The 19,866-nt window shown below is 28.2% G+C and carries 19 protein-coding genes; 3 read left to right on the top strand and 16 right to left on the bottom strand.

Features of this window, described 5'->3' with window-relative positions:
• Positions 1-67 precede the first annotated feature (67 nt).
• Complete coding sequence (locus KMP12_RS00395; protein ID WP_215755762.1) at positions 68-886, top strand: choline kinase family protein; 819 nt, start codon at positions 68-70, stop codon at positions 884-886.
• Positions 887-895: 9 nt separating this feature from the next.
• Positions 896-1,678: an aldo/keto reductase gene (locus tag KMP12_RS00390; RefSeq protein WP_215755761.1), complete on the top strand. Its 783-nt coding sequence runs from the start codon at positions 896-898 to the stop codon at positions 1,676-1,678.
• A 109-nt stretch (positions 1,679-1,787) separates the two neighbouring features.
• Here KMP12_RS00390 and KMP12_RS00385 read toward each other — a convergent pair whose 3' ends face one another.
• On the bottom strand, positions 1,788-4,211 hold the full coding sequence (locus tag KMP12_RS00385; protein WP_215755760.1) for an AAA family ATPase: 2,424 nt from the start codon (positions 4,209-4,211) through the stop codon (positions 1,788-1,790).
• A gap of 270 nt (positions 4,212-4,481) precedes the next feature.
• Here KMP12_RS00385 and KMP12_RS00380 point away from each other — a divergent pair, with 270 nt between their 5' ends.
• Complete coding sequence (locus tag KMP12_RS00380) at positions 4,482-4,646, top strand: DUF4368 domain-containing protein (RefSeq protein ID WP_215755759.1); 165 nt, start codon at positions 4,482-4,484, stop codon at positions 4,644-4,646.
• 52 nt (positions 4,647-4,698) lie between these two features.
• Here the strand turns inward: KMP12_RS00380 and KMP12_RS00375 are convergent, their stop codons facing one another.
• From KMP12_RS00375 to fusA, 15 genes are all read right to left on the bottom strand, one after another.
• Positions 4,699-5,844 carry a pyruvate kinase gene (locus tag KMP12_RS00375; protein WP_252344640.1) on the bottom strand — a complete coding sequence of 382 codons (1,146 nt, stop codon included), beginning with the start codon at positions 5,842-5,844 and terminating at the stop codon, positions 4,699-4,701.
• A 124-nt stretch (positions 5,845-5,968) separates the two neighbouring features.
• A complete protein-coding gene (gene dusB, locus KMP12_RS00370; protein ID WP_215755758.1) occupies positions 5,969-6,973 on the bottom strand; it encodes a tRNA dihydrouridine synthase DusB in 1,005 nt (334 codons plus the stop codon).
• A 13-nt stretch (positions 6,974-6,986) separates the two neighbouring features.
• Positions 6,987-7,454, bottom strand: a complete 468-nt coding sequence (folK, locus tag KMP12_RS00365) for a 2-amino-4-hydroxy-6-hydroxymethyldihydropteridine diphosphokinase (RefSeq protein WP_215755757.1) — start codon at positions 7,452-7,454, stop codon at positions 6,987-6,989.
• Complete coding sequence (gene folB, locus KMP12_RS00360; RefSeq protein ID WP_215755756.1) at positions 7,454-7,834, bottom strand: dihydroneopterin aldolase; 381 nt, start codon at positions 7,832-7,834, stop codon at positions 7,454-7,456. The genes folK and folB overlap by 1 nt, the downstream gene beginning before the upstream one ends.
• A gap of 115 nt (positions 7,835-7,949) precedes the next feature.
• Complete coding sequence (locus KMP12_RS00355) at positions 7,950-8,321, bottom strand: single-stranded DNA-binding protein (protein ID WP_215755755.1); 372 nt, start codon at positions 8,319-8,321, stop codon at positions 7,950-7,952.
• A 185-nt stretch (positions 8,322-8,506) separates the two neighbouring features.
• Positions 8,507-9,136 (bottom strand): nitroreductase family protein, encoded by a 630-nt coding sequence (locus KMP12_RS00350; RefSeq protein ID WP_215755754.1) that lies wholly within the window; start codon positions 9,134-9,136, stop codon positions 8,507-8,509.
• A gap of 182 nt (positions 9,137-9,318) precedes the next feature.
• Complete coding sequence (locus KMP12_RS00345; protein ID WP_215755816.1) at positions 9,319-10,638, bottom strand: leucyl aminopeptidase; 1,320 nt, start codon at positions 10,636-10,638, stop codon at positions 9,319-9,321.
• Positions 10,566-10,721 carry a hypothetical protein gene (locus KMP12_RS00340; protein ID WP_215755753.1) on the bottom strand — a complete coding sequence of 52 codons (156 nt, stop codon included), beginning with the start codon at positions 10,719-10,721 and terminating at the stop codon, positions 10,566-10,568. Before KMP12_RS00340 ends, KMP12_RS00345 begins: the two co-directional genes overlap by 73 nt.
• 13 nt (positions 10,722-10,734) lie before the next feature.
• Positions 10,735-12,129 carry an FAD-dependent oxidoreductase gene (locus KMP12_RS00335; protein ID WP_215755752.1) on the bottom strand — a complete coding sequence of 465 codons (1,395 nt, stop codon included), beginning with the start codon at positions 12,127-12,129 and terminating at the stop codon, positions 10,735-10,737.
• 11 nt (positions 12,130-12,140) lie between these two features.
• Positions 12,141-13,340 (bottom strand): ABC transporter permease, encoded by a 1,200-nt coding sequence (locus tag KMP12_RS00330; RefSeq protein ID WP_215755751.1) that lies wholly within the window; start codon positions 13,338-13,340, stop codon positions 12,141-12,143.
• A gap of 2 nt (positions 13,341-13,342) precedes the next feature.
• Positions 13,343-14,071 carry an ABC transporter ATP-binding protein gene (locus KMP12_RS00325; protein WP_215755750.1) on the bottom strand — a complete coding sequence of 243 codons (729 nt, stop codon included), beginning with the start codon at positions 14,069-14,071 and terminating at the stop codon, positions 13,343-13,345.
• Complete coding sequence (gene coaE / locus KMP12_RS00320) at positions 14,055-14,648, bottom strand: dephospho-CoA kinase (protein WP_215755749.1); 594 nt, start codon at positions 14,646-14,648, stop codon at positions 14,055-14,057. Before coaE ends, KMP12_RS00325 begins: the two co-directional genes overlap by 17 nt.
• Before the next feature lie 362 nt (positions 14,649-15,010).
• A complete protein-coding gene (locus KMP12_RS00315) occupies positions 15,011-16,288 on the bottom strand; it encodes a solute carrier family 23 protein (protein ID WP_215755748.1) in 1,278 nt (425 codons plus the stop codon).
• Between the two features lie 126 nt (positions 16,289-16,414).
• Entirely contained in the window at positions 16,415-17,605 is a 1,191-nt protein-coding gene (gene tuf / locus KMP12_RS00310) for an elongation factor Tu (RefSeq protein ID WP_215755747.1), read from the bottom strand.
• A gap of 120 nt (positions 17,606-17,725) precedes the next feature.
• On the bottom strand, positions 17,726-19,801 hold the full coding sequence (gene fusA, locus KMP12_RS00305; protein ID WP_215755746.1) for an elongation factor G: 2,076 nt from the start codon (positions 19,799-19,801) through the stop codon (positions 17,726-17,728).
• Between the last annotated feature and the right edge of the window lie 65 nt (positions 19,802-19,866).

Raw genomic sequence — 19,866 nt, 5'->3', positions numbered from 1 at the left:
TCTGTAACCTTTTACATTTACAATATTAAAATTGTATTATATAATTAATTTAAGGTAGGTGATTTATATGAAAATCGAAAAAAAGATTGAAAATATTTTAAACGATAAAATTATCAACACCATAGAAACCAGCTATGGAATAACAAATAAAAATTATATTGTAGAAACAAATGAAAATTCTTATTTTTGTCGTATTCCAAAGGATACTCTTTTTATAAATAATAAGGAAAATGAAAAAGAAGCTCTTGATATTTTAAAAAATGAAGACTACTTTTTAGAACCTGTATACTATGATAGTAATTTGTTAATAACACAATTTCAAAAAAATGCTAAAACATTTATATCTAATAAAAATTTGTCTAGCATAGTAGAAATTTCAAAAATTTTAAAAAGTTTACACAAAAATAAATTTCAGGCAAATAATAAATTCAATCCAGTAGAAACATTTGAAAAATATTTGTATCAGGTAGAAAATTTTGAAATTGATATAGAAAAATACCTGCCCCTAGTAGAAGAATTTAAAGAATTATATACACCAGATAGGTTGTGTCATAACGACTTGGTAGAAGGCAATTTTCTTTTTACTAAAAGCAAAATATATTTGATTGACTTTGAATATGCTGGACAAAATGATTATTATTTTGATATTGCTAGTTTCATATCTGAAAATGATTTAAACTATCAAGAAACTGTAACATTTTTACAATCTTACTTTGGAGATGAAATTTGTGATTTTGAAAAATTAGATATTTTCTTAAAATTTGAAGATTTACTTTGGTATACTTGGGCATGGTTGCTCTATGAAAAACGTGGAGAAGAAATATACAAAACTATAGCTGAAGATAAATTTAATAAATTAAAAAAACCAAGAAAAATTATTTACTAGGAGAAATACATGAATTTAGGACAAATAGGCTTTGGAACATATAAAATTACAGATGAAGAAAAAGGAATTGAAGTTATTCAATTCGCCTTAAAAAATGGTTATAAAATAATTGATACGGCTTCATTTTACGGCAATGAAGAAATTATTGGTAAGGCTACTGAAAATTTTAATAAAAATGATTTTTTTATTACTACAAAAGTATGGCCGAGCGATTTAACTTATGACGGAGTAATGCGTTCATTTGAAAAAAGTTATAATAATTTAAGAGAAAAAATTGATTTGCTTTTAATACATTGGCCTCACCCAGATAATTTTATTACTGGCTATAAGGCATTAGAAAAATTAAAAGAAGATAGGTTGGTAAAAGAAATTGGGGTTGCTAATTTTGAAATTAGACACTTAGAAGCCTTAAAAAATCACTGCAATATTAAACCCTATCTAAATCAAGTGGAAGCTCATCCCATGCTTGCTCAAAATGAATTGGCAAGATATCTAAAAAATGAAAATATTAAATTGCAGGCTTGGTCTCCAACTGCTCGTGGTCAGTATTATGATAACAAAATTATTCTTGATATAGCAAAAAAACATAATGTTACTCCAACTCAAGTAATCTTGAATTGGCACCTAGATCGAGGATATCACCCAATACCAAAATCATCAAATCCTAAACATATCATAGAAAATATAGAAAGTACTAATTTTAAAATTGGTGAAGATGATTTAATGAAATTAAATTCCTTAGATGCTGGTTTAAGAGTAGGACCACATCCAGAATTATTCCCTTATGAATAAAAATTAAATTTAATATTTTTAATATGAATTTTATAAATAAAAACACTAGTTAATGACAGTCTTAGACTCAGCATTATAAAAATAAGGATCTCTCTTAAATAGAGTATCCTTATTTTAATTTTTTTTTATATTTTTCAAGAAAACCCGGTTCAGTCAAATCACTATTTTTGAGAAATGATTTGAATTGTATTTTGTCTTTTCGGTATAAAACACCTAATATTATTCTAGCATCATGTTTAAATTCACTTGTATTAATTGGATTACGAGTTCTATCAAACCTATCTTCCCCATGAGAATATTCATTATTTATGCGCTGTATAAAAGGAGAATTTTCTTTTCCGAAATATTTAAGAATTTTCTTATCATTTTCCATTTTATAATTAGGGAATTTAAAATATAAGAGAATTTCAATGAATTTCCTAGCGTTATTAGGGAAATTATAAAAAACTCCATAATTGCCTTCATCCTCATTCTCCATCGCAACTTTATAAATCTGTTCGAAGAGAAATACGAATTCTGTTACTTTATTAGATAAATGTTTAGGCAATTTTTTGATGAAACTTCTTGACGGTGCGGTCTCAGCTTCTTTTATTTTTTCTATTAGATAATAGTCTTTTTTAGCAGAAAATCTATTAGTATATTTCAAAAAATCCAAATTATGAGTAGAGAGAAAATACTGTAAAAATTCTTTTTTCTCAAGAAGTCTAAAGATAAGATTGTATATATAGAAAATATTATTTTCATCCAGACTAGAAATCGGATCATCTATAAATAATATAGTTTTCGATTTTTCTTCATCCGACAAACTTTCTAGCCTTGCGATATAGTAAGCAAAAGCAATTAACGATTTTTCACCTTCGCTTAAATTATACGCTCTTTCTTCATTACGAGAAACTTCGAAGTATACACCCTCCTCATCATCAACAGATTTTAAAGAAATTTCTGAATGTGCTAATGAATTTTGAAGTATCATATTGATGCGTCTTACTGCTTCAGATTCTGATTTTAAACTACTTTCACGTTCTAAAATATCATTCTCGAATCCTTCTTTCTCTCTCTTTAAGCTTTCCTGTTCATCAGTTTTTGTTTTTATATCTTCTTGAAGTTGGATAATTTTTTGAGATAGTCTGGTAAATTCAGATATGGAAAATTCTTTTGCAATATAATATCTGCGAAGAAAATCTATGCTTTCTATTTTTCTCTTCTCAAAAGTCTCTATCTGTTTAATAGTGCTATCGTATAACGAATCGATATCAACTTGAATTTCAGAAAATTCATTCCATTTTAAATTATCAATTTCAATTTTTGAAAAAATATTCCGTTGTTTTTCCGAAATTTTTGATTCAAGTGTTTTCAGAATTTCTTTTCTATTTTTAATAATATTTCTAATATCTTTGTTTATATTTTGAATACTGGATGTGGAATCCTTAAAATAATCATCCTTATTAATATATGGAAAAGAATCCAACCTTAGGGAATCCAACCTTAGGATTTCTGAGTTTACCCTACCGTTTTGCAGTGATAATTCATTTTCTAAAGAGCTTAACTCATCAGAAAAAGCCAACTTTAGTTTTTCAATAAAACCACTATCAATACTATTACCGCAAAAAACACATTTTTCTGGATTTTCCCCATGAATATCTACACCATCTTTAATCCAATTTATTTTATCTGGATTATTTTTATATTCATCTAAAATATTACTTACGGAGACAACTTTAGATAATAGTTTCTTCGTATTTTCTAAAAATAATGTGAAATTAAAAGTTGCATCAAAATTAACTAAATCTATCTTTTTCGGTTTACTTATATTTTCTTCAAGAATTCTTGTTTTTGCTTGTTCAATTTTCTTCTCTAGCTCAATAACAGCTGCTGTATCTTCTGGCGATGGAAAAATAGGAAAACGAGATGAATGTTTTTCGAACTCCTCCTTTATATTCCGTATATCGTATCTTTTAGCAATTACAACTGATGGATTTTTTTGATTTTTTATTTTTGAAGCAGTCTTACTTAATTTCGAATTTAAACTTTCTTCCTCACTCTTAAGTTCCTTTGATTTTTTTTCTATATCCAACACAATCTCTGATAATTTATCTTCTCTAGGTTTAATCTCATTTAATGTTATATATTCAATTTCCTTTAATGTTTTATTAGTATCTCTACCTATAGAAATTTGGAAACTATTTAATTTATTATCATTATGAAGATAAATATTGTCATCAATAAATCGCTGATTAAAAACTTTGCAGGTTATAGGTAATGTGTGAGTTTTTATTTCATTTGATTTGATAACTGTATGATTAGCTAATTTGATTTCAAAATCTATGTCTTCGTACTTTTCTGGAAGTTGCTTGAGTTCAATGCTTTGAAAAATTTTCGAATAGGTAGTTTTTCCAGAATAGTTTCTTCCAAAAAAAATATTTACTCTTTCAGCTTTAAAATCATTTCCTATACCTGATCGATCATGCTGTTTATAGTTTTTGTAGCAACCGAAATTTTTAATATCAATTTTTTTAATTTCTAAATCTAACATAGTTTATACCTCTCTTTTATTATATCATATAGAAATAGCGTCAAAAGGACATATACGCAAATTACTTTTTGAGTAAAAAATCATTCCAATCAGTTTTTGAATCATGTTGACGAAGAAAATTCTTTTAATTCCGTAAAATGAGACTTTGTAGATTCACCTATCACACGACATACTATGGAACACCTTGTCTAGATTTATCGGCTTAACTCATGGTTACAGGAGACCTCAAATCTTAATTTCTGACTTAACTCCAAACAATGAGAAAATAGTTTGAATATATCCAAGTTTATGGCAAAAATTTCAAAATATGCACAAGTTTCAGAATTAACCGTTGAAATGGTAAATAAACTAATTAATATGATTGTAAGTCATAAAACGACTATCACAAAGAGCATCCTAATCATTCAGATAGACATTATTTTATCGAAAAACTAAAATGCTAGGTGTCAGTTCAGCTCATGGCTAGTGTTTTTTTATTGAACCATATTTATTTTACTTCTTTTATTGTTAAAAAGTCAGTAGGAGAAAAATTACCTTGTTTTGAATCTCCTCCTAGTGTTACTAATACATAATCTCCCTCACTAGAAAGATTATTATTTTTAGAGAAAACAGGTGCTTTTTCTATCATTTCTTCCATCGTTAATTTTTTATCTTCAATATCAGTATAAACTCCCCAAGTTAATGATAATTTTTTAGCAGATTTATTATCAGGAACTATGGCTAATATTGTAGCTTTAGGTCTATACTTAGCTATAAATCTTGCAGTTTTACCCGATTTTGTATATGTTACTATATTTCTTGTATTTGTTTGTTCGATTAAATATTTTGAAGTAAGGCACATAGCGTGAGATAATTCCATATCTGCTATTTTGTATAGTTCACTTTCTTTTTCATTTCCATAGCTTTTATCTATATGGCACACTATTCTATTTAAAGTTTCTAAAGATTTTTCTGGATAATAGCCAGTAGCAGTTTCTTCAATTAATAATATTGCATCTACTCCATCTATGGTTGCATTAGCAACATCGGAAACTTCTGCCCTAGTCGGTCTAGGATTATATACCATAGACTGTAACATCTGTGTTGTTAAAATAACTTCCTTGCCTGCAAAATTTGCTTTTCTTATTATTTCTTTTTGAATTATTGGCAAGTCTTGTAGTGGTAAATCCATTCCCAACTCATCACGATTAATCATTATTGCATCGCAATTTTCTAAAATATCATCAATATTTTCATAAGCATTTTTTGAATCTATTTTTACAATAAGACCTATATTAGAATTTCTTTGTTTAAAAATATTTCGGATATTTATTATTTCATCAATATCACTGATAAAAGGAGTAGCCACAAAATCTACATCTTCATTAATAGCATAATATACATTATCCAAATCTATTTTAATTAATTTATATTTATTTTCAGCATATATGTGGTCTAAATCATAAATTATCGCTATATTATTTTCTTTACTAAGTTCCTTAACTTTTTTTATTCTAGCAGAATTTTCTTCTCTTGAGCCATAATAATTATCTATTAAAACTGCATCCGCTAATTTATTTTTTAAAATATTTTCTAATTTTTCGTCTGTACTTTGACCCAAAGTTGCAATTACTTTTACTTTTCTTTTTATCATATTAAGTTTCCTCTTAAATAATATTTTTTATCTATTATTTATTTTACCATAAACTAATATTTTTTGCTATATTTTTCAGATTAAATCATTATTTTACAAGCATTGTAACCGATTATTATATTTTTTAAATTATTATAGTCTTTTTTCTATTTACTTCTGAATTAACATGGTCTAAATATTCTTTGAATAAATTTTCCATTTCTTCATAAGTATTCAGTTCATTAAGACGGGATTTGATTTTAGCTCCTCCTTTTATTCCCTTCATATAATAGGCTGCGTGTTTTCTCATTTCATGAACTGCAACTTTTTCAGGTTTAATTTCCATAAGTCTTCTCAAATGTAATAAGCAAACATCTATTTTTTCTTCGGCTGATGGTTCAGGTGTCAATTCTCCAGTTTCTAAATATTTTACAGTACGGTATAACATCCAAGGATTTCCTAGTGCTGCCCTTCCTATCATAACTGCATCACAACCTGTTTCTTCTAGTCTTTGTTTAGCCATTTCAGGTGTGATAATATCTCCATTACCTATAACTGGAATTTTTAATTCTTTCTTAGCTAATTTTACATAGTCCCAATCTGCAAAACCACTATACATTTGTACTTTTGTTCTACCGTGAATAGCTATTGCTGAAGCTCCAGCATCTTGACATTTCAAAGCATTTTCTAATAAATATATGTGGTCATCGTCCCAACCTATTCTCATTTTAACGGTAACTGGTTTTTCTACTGCCTCTACCACTCTTGACACAACATCATAAATTTTATTAGGGTCTAGTAATAACTTGCTACCCGAATCACTTTTTGTTATTTTTGGTACTGGACAACCCATATTTATGTCTATAATATCTGCTTGAGTATTTTTGTCAACATATTTTGCAGCATCTACAAGAGTTTCTGCTTCTCCACCAAATATTTGCAAACTCAGAGGTTTTTCTCTCGGGTCAATATATAGCATATTCATTGTTTTCCGATTATTAAATAATATAGCCTTATCACTAACCATTTCTGCACATACTAAACCTGCTCCAAACTCCTTAGCCGTCAACCTAAACGCAGAATTACAAACTCCAGCCATTGGTGCCAAAACAACCTTATTAGGAATTACTATATCTCTTATCTTAAACATTTTATATCCTCTTTCATCTATATATTTCTATATTATCTTTTATTTGCTCTAACCAATAAGATATTTTTTTATTTTCAATTAATATATCACCACAAATATCTAACATTGGCAATAAAACAAAATTTCTTTTTTTTATAAAAGGATGAGGTATTTTCAAGACATCATTACTTAGTTTAATATCATTAAATAATAATATATCTATATCTATTGTTCTATCTCCCAAATATTCCTTTCTAACTCTTCCTAATTTACTTTCAATTTCTTTTATTATCTCAAGTAATTCATCAGGGCTAGCAGTAAAATCAATTTCTACACAATTATTTAAAAATGTATTTTTAGCAACACCACCCCAAGCTGATGTTTTATAAATTTTACTAACTGCCTTGATTTTTATATTATTATGATTACCTAATTCTTCAAGTGCTTTTTTTAAATAAAATTCTTTAGGTTCTATACTACTCCCTATTCCCAAGATAATCATTATAAGACCTCAAATTCTTCTCTACTCATTTCAATATATGCCCCACAAGAATTAAATTTTTTGTCTATGGGTGCATTAGGTTTATTTACAGTCAATTTTATATTATTTATTAAAGCATAATCTAAAAATATTTTTTTTATTATTTCATAGGATAATTTTTCTAATAAATTATACCTATTAGAAACTGCAACACTAGTAAGAGTGTTCACTATATCAGCATAACTGACACTGTATTCTAATAAATCATCTATCATAGCTTTTTTATAATCTAAATCACAGACAATATCAAAAATAAATTTTTGCCCCAAAGTATTTTCTTCTTTAAAAACTCCATGATAAGCATACACTTCTATTCCTTTTACATAAATACTATTTTTCAAAATTTTACCTCATAATTTATTTTCAGAATAACTAGTATATTTTAACATAAAAAATATATTTTCTCTATTTACAAATATTAAAATCGACTTGACCAAGATAGCCAAGTCGATTAACTTATTGACCCAAAGTAAAAATATCTTCTGTATCTTTTATTTCTTCTTTTTTATTACCCTTACTTAAAAAATTTACCTTGTTTGCAATAATTGAAATTTGATAGTGATTTATCCCTTTTTTGTCCTTATACACATTATTAGTTAAAGAACCGATAATATTTATCATACTTCCCTTATCACAATAAGTTGCAGTATTTTTAGCTACTTTACCAAAGGCTGTAAACTCTAAAAATTCTACTTCATATTCACCATCTTTACTTCTGTATTGAGATTGAACTGCTATTGTAGATTTAAGATAACTAAGACCTGATTCGCTTTCTCTTAATTCTGGTTTTTTAACTAATCTTCCTATTAACATAACTTGATTTAACATAATATTTTCTCCTTAAATTATATTTTTTTATTACAAATATAATATAATTTAAAAAAAGAAATTAAGCAAATTGACAAAATAATATTTTAAGCAATAAAAACTAATGAAAATAATTTTTTCATTAGTTTTTTACTTATTTTTTATATTTATATTTAAGGATTTTAGTTTTTTTATAGTTTTTATTTTTAAATAAATTTTGTGATTTTTTCTGCAGCTAGTCTTACTGTTTCTCTAGCTTCTGCGGCTGCTTTACCGATAGAAATTATCATAACAGGAACATATCTTTCCTTATCCATATTTAATGTTTCTGCTATTTCTGAGTGATTAAATCCTCCTATGGCATTAGTATCATAACCATAAGCTCTAGCAATCAACATAAATTGCATGGCAAATAAACTTGCATCTACTTTTACAACATTAGTCATCAGTTCATCAGAAAGTTTATCGTAAAGTTCTACAAAACCTGGTAATATTTTATCTTTTACATCTTGAGACATATATCCCTTGTCTACTGCTTCTTGATAAATTTCTTCGCCATAATTTTGGCATTTTTTATCGCCAAATATAACTAGCATGGCTGCTGAAGTTTCGTTTTGACGCAAATTAAAATTTACCATAGGTTTTAATTTTTCTTTACCCTCTGGAGTATTTACCACAACAAAACGCCATGGTTGGAAGTTAAAAGAAGAAGGAGCAGTTGCCGCTTCATCAATCATTTTCAAAATTTCTTCATTTGATATTTTTACATTTTCATCATATATTTTTATAGATTTTCTTCCGAAAACTATATCTTTAAAATCATTATTAATTGTCATCAAATATTCTCCTATCTAAACAATAATTTTTAATTTTATTATAAATAGAATATTATTGTCAAATAAATAGAATATTAAAAATATTCATCTTTCCTCTACAAATCATAAAAAATTTTTATATATTATAAAAAGAAGCTAGCAATACATACTAACTTCTTTTTAATTTTATCTTTAAAATTATATTATTTTACTAAATTATAAAGAGTTTTAACGTGAATACCAGTTGCACCAGCTACCATATATTTTTCTGGTTTTGATAAATAAGTCGTTCCAGCTATATCAAGATGTATCCAAGGAATATTATTATAAACAAAATTTTCTATAAATAAACCTGCTGTAATCATTCCTCCGTATCTTCCACCAGTATTTTTCACATCAGCAACCTTAGATTTATTTAATCTTCTGTAACTATCATCTACTGGCATTTGCCATACTCTTTCTCCAGCCTTGTCAGCTGCTAGCTTAAATTTATCGAAAAATTCTTGATTATTTGTTATAGAGCCTGTAAAAATTTCTCCAAGTGCAACCACACACGCTCCTGTTAAAGTCGCAATATCTATAACTTTAGTTACTTTTAATTTATTAGTTGTATAGTAGATAGAATCAGCAAGTGTAATTCTTCCTTCTGCATCAGTATTTTCTACTTCAATAGTTTTACCTGATAGAGAATAAATCACATCTCCAGGTTTATATGAACTTCCACTTACCATATTTTCACAAGCTGCTACTACTGCAATAACATTAGTTTTTACTTTTCTACTTGCTATTAAGTGAATGGCTCCTATTACTGTTCCTGCTCCACCCATATCACAATTCATAGTTTCCATGCTGGCTGATGGTTTAAGTGAATAACCTCCTGTATCATAAGTTACACCTTTTCCTACAAAGGCATAAATTTCTTCTGATTCAGGATTGTTCAGATATTTCATAACAATAAATCTTGGTTTTCTTTCAGAAGCACGTCCAACAGATAAAAATGCAGTTAAGCCCATTTCTTCACATTCTTTTTCATCATAGATACTAACTTCTACACCAACTTTAGAAAGTTTTTCTTTAGCAATATTTGCCAAAGTTTCAGGATATAAATATTCTGCTCTTTCATTTACTAAATCTCTACTTAAAAAGATAGACTGCATAATATCTTTTACTTCTGCTAATATTTCAAAAAATTCTACTTCAGCAATATTACTATTTACATTAATAGTTAATTCTGGTAATTTTTTTCTATCAGTTTTATATTTATCAAAACTATAAGTTGCATGATAAAGACCTTCAAGAGCTGCTTTTATATATTCTACATTAGCAGATAAGAACAAAGTAAATTCATATTCTTTTTCAGCTATTAATTTTTTAGCTAATTTAAAATAAATTTCTCTGTACAAGTCCTCACTAAGTAATTCTTCATCACCCAAACCTAAAAATACTTCTTTTACATCATTAAATGGTAAATGACTATATAAAGAACCATATTCATCTGAAAAACGCCTTTTTCTACTGCATATTCAAATAAGTCTGTATTTTGTTTATCTCCCTTATAAAATTCTGTTACTACAACTCCACCTGTTGTATTGTATTTAAAATTCATATTATTTCTCCTTCTATATTAATTCAATTAAATTTTTTGCTGTTTCTCTTGCTTCTAAAATTGTATTTTCTAAATTAATTGCCTTTTTAGAATTTCCTATAAAATAAATTCTATCATAGGCTCTAGCAAGGTATTCACCTATTTCGTGAATATATTTACTATATTTTATGTCAGCATACATATAGTTATTTTCTATTTTATTTATATACATTTTTTCAAAAGTAAAATTTTTGTGTATTGATTTTAATTCATTACTTATAATATTTTCTATTTCTTTATCAGATTTATTTATAAGTTCATTTACTTTAGACTGTCTTTTTACATAGACCCTAAGCATATGTATGTTTTTTGATTTAATTTCCACCCATTTGTTACTAACATATTCTACATTGGTAATAAATGAATCGACTTGTTTATCAAAAATAATTTCCCCTATTTCTGGATTTATCATTAAACTATCTTTTTTGCATATTATTGTTATAACAATATTAGAAATAAATTTTAAGTCTTTATAATAATTTATAAGTTTTCTATCTTCCTTAAACCATTCTAAAAATTCTGTATGTTTTACACTTATAATTACATAATCATAATATCTTTTTTTATTACCTATTGTTAGGGCATATTTTCCATCTTCTTTTTCAATATTAGTAACTTCATTATTAAATTCTGTAAAAACTTTATTACCAAGATTAGACTCTATATTTTCTAAAAATGAACGCAGGGTAAATTTTAAGATATATTCATAACCAGATGTAATATTATCAACTACATTATTGCTATACATATTTTCAATAACATTTTTAATATCAGAATTTTTTATCGTCGCAAAAGCTAATTGGGTAATAACAAGCGATAAACTTTGGTTAGAAATATCACTGCCATAATGACTTGTCAGTATTGGTTCTACTATTTTATTGTAAAATTTACTATTAGTATTATTTATAAAAAAATCTTTTACACTAATAATACTTAAATTTCTAAAGTTAAATTTATTATATAGACCAAATAAAATTGAAATTTTATCCTTAAAAGATAATAAATCACTAGCCAATAATTCATTTCTATCTAAGGGGTAGCCAAATAGCATTTTTTTAGGTATATTTTTTAAACCGCTTTTTGTATAAATTACTTTGCTTGTATTTTTACTTTTAATTAAGTATCTATAAAGCCCTAATTCAAGCATAAACTGAAATAATACGCTGTTATTATTTATAGAATTATGCCAGCCGCTATCATAAATTTCTTGACCATATTGAAATTTATTTAGCTTGTCTTTGGCAAATTCAGAATTTTTTTCTATAATATCAATATTTATTTTCTTAGATTTTGAACTTGCCAATCTGTCTAAAAAATAGGCTGTGGTTACGCCAGATATTCCACCACCTATAATTGCTATATTTTTCAAATTATCACCACCTATACCGATTTACTTAAAAAATAAGTATTTATTAAACTTGCCATTATAGTTGCAATAAAGAGTATAACTAAATTTAAAAAATTAAAATTAATTACTAGGGCTATAAACAATAAAATGCAACTTGAAATTAATAAATATTTGTATATAAGTTCCTTAAAACTCTTATATTTTATCCCCTCATCAACAGGTAAAATATAAGACCAAATAAGTTCATTTAATCTTTTATAGCTAGGTATCAACTGAATTACAGCTAAATAATTAAATAAAATAATTATTACAGCACTGACATAAACATTTTTAAAACTAATTACAAAAATAATAGCAAGAGCAAGCAGTCTTATTATTAAAAATACTGTATTTTCTTGTCTTAAAAAAGCTCTTATATAATAATATCTATAAGTATTTTCCCTTGAAAAGTTATTATTGCTAAGTTTAGGTAGTAATATATCTAAATATTTTCTTCTGGAAACTTTTGTAGTATTTATAGGAACATCTACAAACATATTTATAAATTTTAAATAATTTTCATTTCTTATCTTATCATATTCTGCTGCCCCGTACCAATTAATGTTATTACTCATATTTTTTTTATAGTTATAAAAAATTAAAATTGCTAAAATAAAAATAAAATTCACTTTAGGTAGTATTAAAAAATTAATAACTATAAAAATATAAATAAAAAACATAATAACCATATCTTTTATATCAAAATTATCATAAAAAACTTTATAATATTTGTAGATAGTAAAAAATATTATTGTTATAAAAATAGATAAAAAATATGATAAGAGGCTAAAAATAGAAAATTCTAGCTTATTTATTATAGGATAACTTATACTTATAAAAAATATACTAATAAATAACTTAGTTATAATTGTTCCAGAAATTAATTTATTAATAATTTTTTTATAATTAATCTCTTGAGGTAAGATAAATATTGAATCTGCTTCTCTTATATATGTTTTTACTTTTAAAGTAGTAAGCAAATATGCCATTAAAAATTGCAAGGAAAATAAAACTGAATATAGTTCAAAATTACTCGCCTTATTTAGCCAATTTGAATAATTAAACATTATAGCCCCTATTAATATTAGTAAAAACATAACCAGATGAGAATTAAAAATATACTTCCTGTAACTAGCTCTTTTTTCGTTTTCTTTTTTTATTCTTAATCTTAAAATTTCTTTTATATTACCCATACTTACTCCTTAGTTGTTATTGATAAATATATTTCATCTAAGGAAGCAGCAGGCATATTAAATTTATTTCTCAGCTTTTCTAAATCTCCAGATGCTAATATCTTCCCTTCATGAATAATAACGAAATTATCACAATATTTTTCTGCAGTAGCAAGAATGTGCGTAGACATCAAAATACTTTTCCCTTTTTCTTTTTCATCACAAATAAGTTTTATTAAACTATTTATGGCTATTGGGTCTAAACCTAAAAATGGTTCATCAATAATATATAAGTTAGGCTCTATTAAAAAAGCACATATAAGCATAACTTTTTGCTTCATACCCTTTGAAAAATATATAGGGAAAAATTTTTTCTTATCTTCTAACTTAAACAAATTAAGTAATTTATCTGCTCTTTGCCAAGAAGTATCCATATCCAAACCATAAGCCATAGCCGTAACATTTATATGTTCTTCCAAAGTTAATTCATCATAAAGAACAGGGCTTTCTGGCACATAAGATATACTTTGTCTATAAGTTTCCAAATTTTTTTCTAAGCTAAGATTATCTATAAAAATACTACCTTCAGTAGCTTTTAATAATCCCAGTATATGTTTTATAGTGGTGCTTTTCCCTGCACCATTTAATCCTATTAGGGCTGTTATACTTCCTGACAGAACTTCAAAATTTATATCTTCTATAACTTTTTTTCTATTGTAACCACCAGATAAATTATTAATTTTTAATGTCATCTACTTCTCCTTCAATAATTTTCAAAATATAATCAACTTGCTCTTCAGTTTCTTTAATAGTCCCATTATTATCTATTACAAAATCTGCTAAATTCTTTTTATGGTCAGAAGATAACTGACTGGAAATTCTTTTTTCAGCCTCTTTTCTTGTTAAAGAATTTCTAGTCATAAGTCTTTCTAGTTGCTTATCATAATCTAAATGAACAACTATAATTTTATCAACCAAATCAAAAAAATTAGCTTCAAAAAGAAGTGCCATATCTAAAAATACTAGACCATTTTCTTTTGATAATTTTTCAATAATTATTTCCCTTATTCTAGGATGGCTTATCTTGTTTAATAAAGCAAGTTTTTCTTTACTATTAAAAACTATTTCTCCAAGTTTTTTTCTATTAATTTCTTTTCCGTCAAAAACTTTCTCTGAAAAAATATTTCTTATTTCTTCTTTTACTTTAAAATCTAAAAGTATATCATGTCCAATTTTATCAGCGTCAATTACTGAATATTTTTTTTTTAGTAAATATTTAGTAACTGTACTTTTCCCGCAAGCAATACTTCCTGTTATAGCAATTTTCATATAATCACCTCATAGCAAGACTATAAAATAATTTTATCACAGCTTTCTTTCTTTTACTATAAATTTATTTATAATATAAAAAATAAAAGAAGAGTTAATATTATAACTCTTCTTTTTTATTAAAATCTAAAAGTTTTTTAATTTCATACATTATAAATGCAGAACTTAATATAGAAATACAAGTCCACAATTTTATAAAATAATTATTTTAACTAAGATGTATCATCAATAGTGAAAAAAAATTACAAAGAAATATTTATATATTCCATTATTATTTTTGTAAAGTAAATAACTGGTAATAAATATAAAAATTATAGAAAATATTATATTCGCAAAATTTAATAAATTTTCTTCCATACTATCTACTTAACTTCTTTTGGTAAAAAGGCATTTAATAAAACTCCTGATATAGCTGCTAGAGCCATGGCTGGCAATTCAAAATTAATGCTTTCAAATTTCAACATAGCTCCACCAACACCTAATACTATTATTACTGATGAAATTACTAAATTTCTATTAATGCTTAAATCAACTTTTTCATCTACTAGCATTCTTAATCCACTAGAAGCAATAATTCCAAATAATAATATTGATACACCTCCCATTACAGGATTAGGTATAGTTGATATTAAAGCAGAAAATTTACCGATAAAACTTAAAGCTAGGGCAAAAACTGCAGCACCCGCCAAAACAAAAACAGAGAATATTCTTGTTATAGCTAAAACTCCGATATTTTCACCATAAGTTGTACTTGGTGGACCACCTAAAAGTGATGCAAACATCATTGCAGTCCCGTCTGCTAGTATTGACCTGTGTAAGCCAGGGTCTTTAATAAAATTTTTACCTACCACTTCTGATAAAACCATTTGGTGTCCTATATGTTCATTAATTGTAACTATTGCAATAGGAACCATAGCCAAGGCGGCAACATTCCATTCAGGTTTGTAAGTTACAAATGGTATTATAAATTCTGGAACTTTAAACCAGGCAGCTTCTATTACTGGTGTGAAATCTACAATTCCAGCTATGCATGCTATTATATATCCAAAGACTATACCAAGCAGAACTGGTATTTGTTTTGCAAAACCTTTAAATGCAACACAACAAATTATTGTTACAGCTAAAGTAGCTAAGGCTACTAAAAAATTTTCTAAACTATATTCTTTTACGCCATTTACAGTTTTATTCATAGCCATATCTACTGCGGTTGGTGATAAACCAAGACCTATTACCACTATTATAGGTCCTACAACAACTGGTGGTAATAATTTTAGCAACCAATTAACCCCAAATTTAGCAATAAGTAAAGCCACAAAACCGTAAACTAAACTGGCTAAAAATGCTCCGAGCATTGCCGTTTGAATATTGTGAGAAGTAGATAAAACTATAATAGGTGTAATAAATGCAAATGAAGACCCCAAATAAGCAGGTATCTTACCTCTCGTAATAATAATATAAGTTAATGTTCCTATACCTGATGTTGCCAATGCCACACTAGCGGGTAGACCAGTTAAAATTGGTACTAAAACAGTAGCTCCAAACATAGCAAATAAATGTTGTAAACTCAATGTTATCCATAAGGCTAACTTTGGTTTTTCATTTACATCTAAGATAGGTTTTAATCTTCCGTTGTTAGTCATTAAAATTCTCCTTTAAATTTAATCTAATAACAATTATATATTAAATTAAAAATTTTTCAATAAGAAATTTATTATTAAATACAAAACAAAAGGACTATATTACTAGTCCTTTTGTAAATATTTTAATTATTTAGTAATTTCAGTAACAACACCTGACCCTACTGTACGTCCACCTTCACGAATTGAGAAACGAGTTCCTGTTTCGATAGCTATTGGAGAAATAAGTTCTACGTTGATTGCTACATTATCACCAGGCATTACCATTTCTGTACCTTCTGGTAAAGTAACAACACCTGTTACGTCAGTTGTACGGAAATAGAATTGAGGGCGATAGTTTGTGAAGAATGGAGTGTGACGTCCACCTTCTTCTTTTGATAATACATATACATCAGCTACGAATTGAGTATGTGGAGTAATTGTTTTAGGAGCTGCTAAAACTTGTCCACGTTCGATATCTTCACGAGCAACACCACGTAATAATGCACCGATGTTATCTCCTGCTTCAGCATAATCTAATAATTTACGGAACATTTCAACTCCTGTTACAGTTGTTGAAGATGGTTCTTCAGTTAATCCAACGATTTCTACTACATCTCCAACTTTAACTTGTCCACGTTCAACACGTCCAGTAGCAACTGTTCCACGTCCAGTGATTGAGAATACATCTTCTACTGGCATCATGAATGGTTTAGCATTGTCACGTTCTGGAGTTGGGATATATTCGTCAACAACGTTCATTAATTCAACTACTTTATCTTCCCAAGCTTCTTCACCTTCAAGAGCTTTAAGAGCTGAACCATGAATTACTGGTACATCATCTCCGTCAAATCCGTATTCAGAAAGTAATTCACGAACTTCCATTTCTACTAATTCTAATAATTCTTCGTCATCTACCATGTCACATTTGTTTAAGAATACAACAATTTTAGGCACTCCAACATTACGAGATAATAAGATGTGTTCACGAGTTTGAGCCATTGGTCCATCAGTAGCAGCAATAACTAAGATTGCTCCGTCCATTTGAGCAGCACCAGTAATCATGTTTTTAACATAGTCAGCGTGTCCTGGACAGTCAACGTGTGCATAGTGACGAGATTCTGTTTCGTACTCGATGTGAGAAGTATTAATTGTAATACCACGTTCTCTTTCTTCTGGAGCGTTATCGATAGCATCGTATGATTTAGCCTCTCCTTTACCAGAACGTTTTGCTAAAACTGTAGCTATTGCAGCAGTTAAAGTAGTTTTTCCGTGGTCAACGTGACCAATTGTACCGATATTAGCATGAGTTTTACTACGGTCAAATTTTTCTTTTGCCATTTTTTAATTTTCTCCTTGAAATAAATATATTTTTTACAAGTTACATAGAGTACATCTATGATAACTATATTTTATAATTTTAATGATTAAATTGCAACTATAAAAGTATAACTTTTTTAATTATCCTTTATTTTTTTTGATAATTTCTTCAGAAATTGATTTTGGTACTTCTTCATAGTGATCAAATACCATTGAGTAAGTTCCACGACCTTGAGTTGCTGAACGTAATGATGTTGCATAACCAAACATTTCTGAAAGTGGTACTTCAGCTGATACAACTTGTGCATTACCACGAGCTTCCATTCCACCTACACGTCCACGACGAGAAGTTATATCACCCATAATATCTCCTAGATATTCTTCAGGCATAACTACTTCTACTTTCATAATAGGTTCTAAAATTACAGGATTACATTTTTTAGCTGCTTCTCTAAGAGCTAGTGATGCCGCAACTTTAAATGCCATTTCAGATGAATCGACATCATGGTATGAACCATCAAATAATTTAGCTTTAACGTCAATTAATTCGTAACCTGCCAAGACACCATTTGCCATAGAATCTTTAAGTCCTGCTTCTACCGCTGGAACATATTCACGAGGAACTACCCCACCGACAATAGCATTTTCAAATTCAAATCCAGCTCCTGGCTCATTTGGTGTAAATTCAATCCAAACATCTCCGTATTGTCCACGACCACCTGATTGACGAGTGAACTTACCTTGAACTTGTGCAGAAGTTTTGAATGTTTCACGGTAAGATACCATTGGAGCCCCAACTGTACATTCAACTTTAAATTCTCTACGCATGCGGTCAACGATAATATCTAAGTGTAATTCTCCCATACCAGCGATGATAACTTGTCCAGTTTCTTCGTCTGTTCCAGCACGGAATGTTGGGTCTTCTTCCTGTAATTTTTGTAGAGCTGTCGTCATCTTATCTTGGTCAGCTTTTGATTTAGGTTCAACTGATAATTGAATAACTGGCTCTGGGAATTCCATAGATTCCAAAATTACTTCATGTTTTTCATCACATAGAGTGTCTCCTGTTGTAGTATCTTTAAGACCTACAGCAGCTGCAATATCTCCTGCATAAACTTCTGAAATTTCATTACGAGAGTTTGCGTGCATTTGAAGAATACGTCCTACACGTTCACGTTTACCTTTTGTTGAGTTTTTAACATAAGAACCAGAAGAAAGAACTCCTGAATAAACACGGAAGAAAGTAAGTTTTCCTACGTATGGGTCAGTCATAACTTTAAATGCAAGAGCTGAAAATGGTTCTTCATCAGAAGAATGTCTTTCTACCTCTTCATCTGTATCTGGGTTTATACCTTTAATTGCTGGAACATCTAGTGGAGATGGTAGGTATTCTACAACTGCATCAAGCATTGCTTGAACACCCTTATCTTTAAATGCTGAACCACATACTACTGGGAAAAATTCTACTTTACAAGTAGCACGACGGATTGCTAATTTTATCTCTTCAATAGAAAGTTCTTCTTCTCCAAGATATTTTTCCATCAATTCTTCATCAGTTTCAGCAACTGCTTCTATTAATTTTTCACGATATTCTTCAGCTTTTTCTTGATATTCTGCTGGAATTTCTGCAACACGAATTACCTCCCCTTTTTGTCCTTCGTTATATATTGCTTTCATTTCTAGCAAGTCAATTACTGCTTCAAAATTTTCTTCAGACCCGATAGGAATTTGAATTGGGTGTGCATTCGCTTGAAGACGGTCATGTATTGTCCCTACTGAGTAAAAGAAGTCCGCTCCTGTTTTATCCATTTTATTGACAAAAACAATACGTGGAACTCCGTAAGTTGTAGCTTGACGCCACACTGTTTCTGTTTGTGGCTCAACACCTGATTGTGCGTCAAGTACTGCTACTGCACCATCAAGAACACGTAGTGAACGCTCTACTTCAACAGTAAAGTCTACGTGTCCAGGAGTGTCTATAATATTAATACGGTTATTATTCCATTCAGCAGTTGTTGCAGCTGAAGTAATAGTTATCCCACGCTCTTGTTCTTGTTCCATCCAGTCCATTTGAGAAGCACCTTCATGAGTTTCTCCTATTTTATGGATTTTCCCAGTATAAAATAGAACACGTTCAGTAGTAGTAGTTTTCCCCGCATCAATGTGAGCCATGATACCGATATTACGAGTATCTTTTAAAGAAAACGCTCTAGCCATGAGTCATTTTTCTCCTTTCATATAATTAAGTTATTTAATAAAAAGTTAAATATCAAGCTATTTTA

It is taken from the genome of Gemella sp. zg-1178, from assembly GCF_018790995.1.
Classification (GTDB): Bacteria; Bacillota; Bacilli; order Staphylococcales; family Gemellaceae; genus Gemelliphila.
The sequence above is the reverse complement of the archived record's forward strand: the minus strand, read 5'-3'. Positions and strand labels throughout refer to the sequence as shown.

What these genes read in the sequence shown, in the direction of transcription:
- KMP12_RS00395 (WP_215755762.1), top strand. Translation starts at nt 68, where the DNA reads ATGAAAATCGAAAAAAAGATTGAAAATATTTTAAACGATAAAATTATC.
- KMP12_RS00390 (WP_215755761.1), top strand. Translation starts at nt 896, where the DNA reads ATGAATTTAGGACAAATAGGCTTTGGAACATATAAAATTACAGATGAA.
- KMP12_RS00385 (WP_215755760.1), bottom strand. Translation starts at nt 4,211, where the DNA reads ATGTTAGATTTAGAAATTAAAAAAATTGATATTAAAAATTTCGGTTGC.
- KMP12_RS00375 (WP_252344640.1), bottom strand. Translation starts at nt 5,844, where the DNA reads ATGATAAAAAGAAAAGTAAAAGTAATTGCAACTTTGGGTCAAAGTACA.
- dusB (WP_215755758.1), bottom strand. Translation starts at nt 6,973, where the DNA reads ATGTTTAAGATAAGAGATATAGTAATTCCTAATAAGGTTGTTTTGGCA.
- folK (WP_215755757.1), bottom strand. Translation starts at nt 7,454, where the DNA reads ATGATTATCTTGGGAATAGGGAGTAGTATAGAACCTAAAGAATTTTAT.
- KMP12_RS00355 (WP_215755755.1), bottom strand. Translation starts at nt 8,321, where the DNA reads ATGTTAAATCAAGTTATGTTAATAGGAAGATTAGTTAAAAAACCAGAA.
- KMP12_RS00350 (WP_215755754.1), bottom strand. Translation starts at nt 9,136, where the DNA reads ATGACAATTAATAATGATTTTAAAGATATAGTTTTCGGAAGAAAATCT.
- KMP12_RS00340 (WP_215755753.1), bottom strand. Translation starts at nt 10,721, where the DNA reads ATGAATTTTAAATACAATACAACAGGTGGAGTTGTAGTAACAGAATTT.
- KMP12_RS00330 (WP_215755751.1), bottom strand. Translation starts at nt 13,340, where the DNA reads ATGGGTAATATAAAAGAAATTTTAAGATTAAGAATAAAAAAAGAAAAC.
- KMP12_RS00325 (WP_215755750.1), bottom strand. Translation starts at nt 14,071, where the DNA reads ATGACATTAAAAATTAATAATTTATCTGGTGGTTACAATAGAAAAAAA.
- coaE (WP_215755749.1), bottom strand. Translation starts at nt 14,648, where the DNA reads ATGAAAATTGCTATAACAGGAAGTATTGCTTGCGGGAAAAGTACAGTT.
- KMP12_RS00315 (WP_215755748.1), bottom strand. Translation starts at nt 16,288, where the DNA reads ATGACTAACAACGGAAGATTAAAACCTATCTTAGATGTAAATGAAAAA.
- tuf (WP_215755747.1), bottom strand. Translation starts at nt 17,605, where the DNA reads ATGGCAAAAGAAAAATTTGACCGTAGTAAAACTCATGCTAATATCGGT.
- fusA (WP_215755746.1), bottom strand. Translation starts at nt 19,801, where the DNA reads ATGGCTAGAGCGTTTTCTTTAAAAGATACTCGTAATATCGGTATCATG.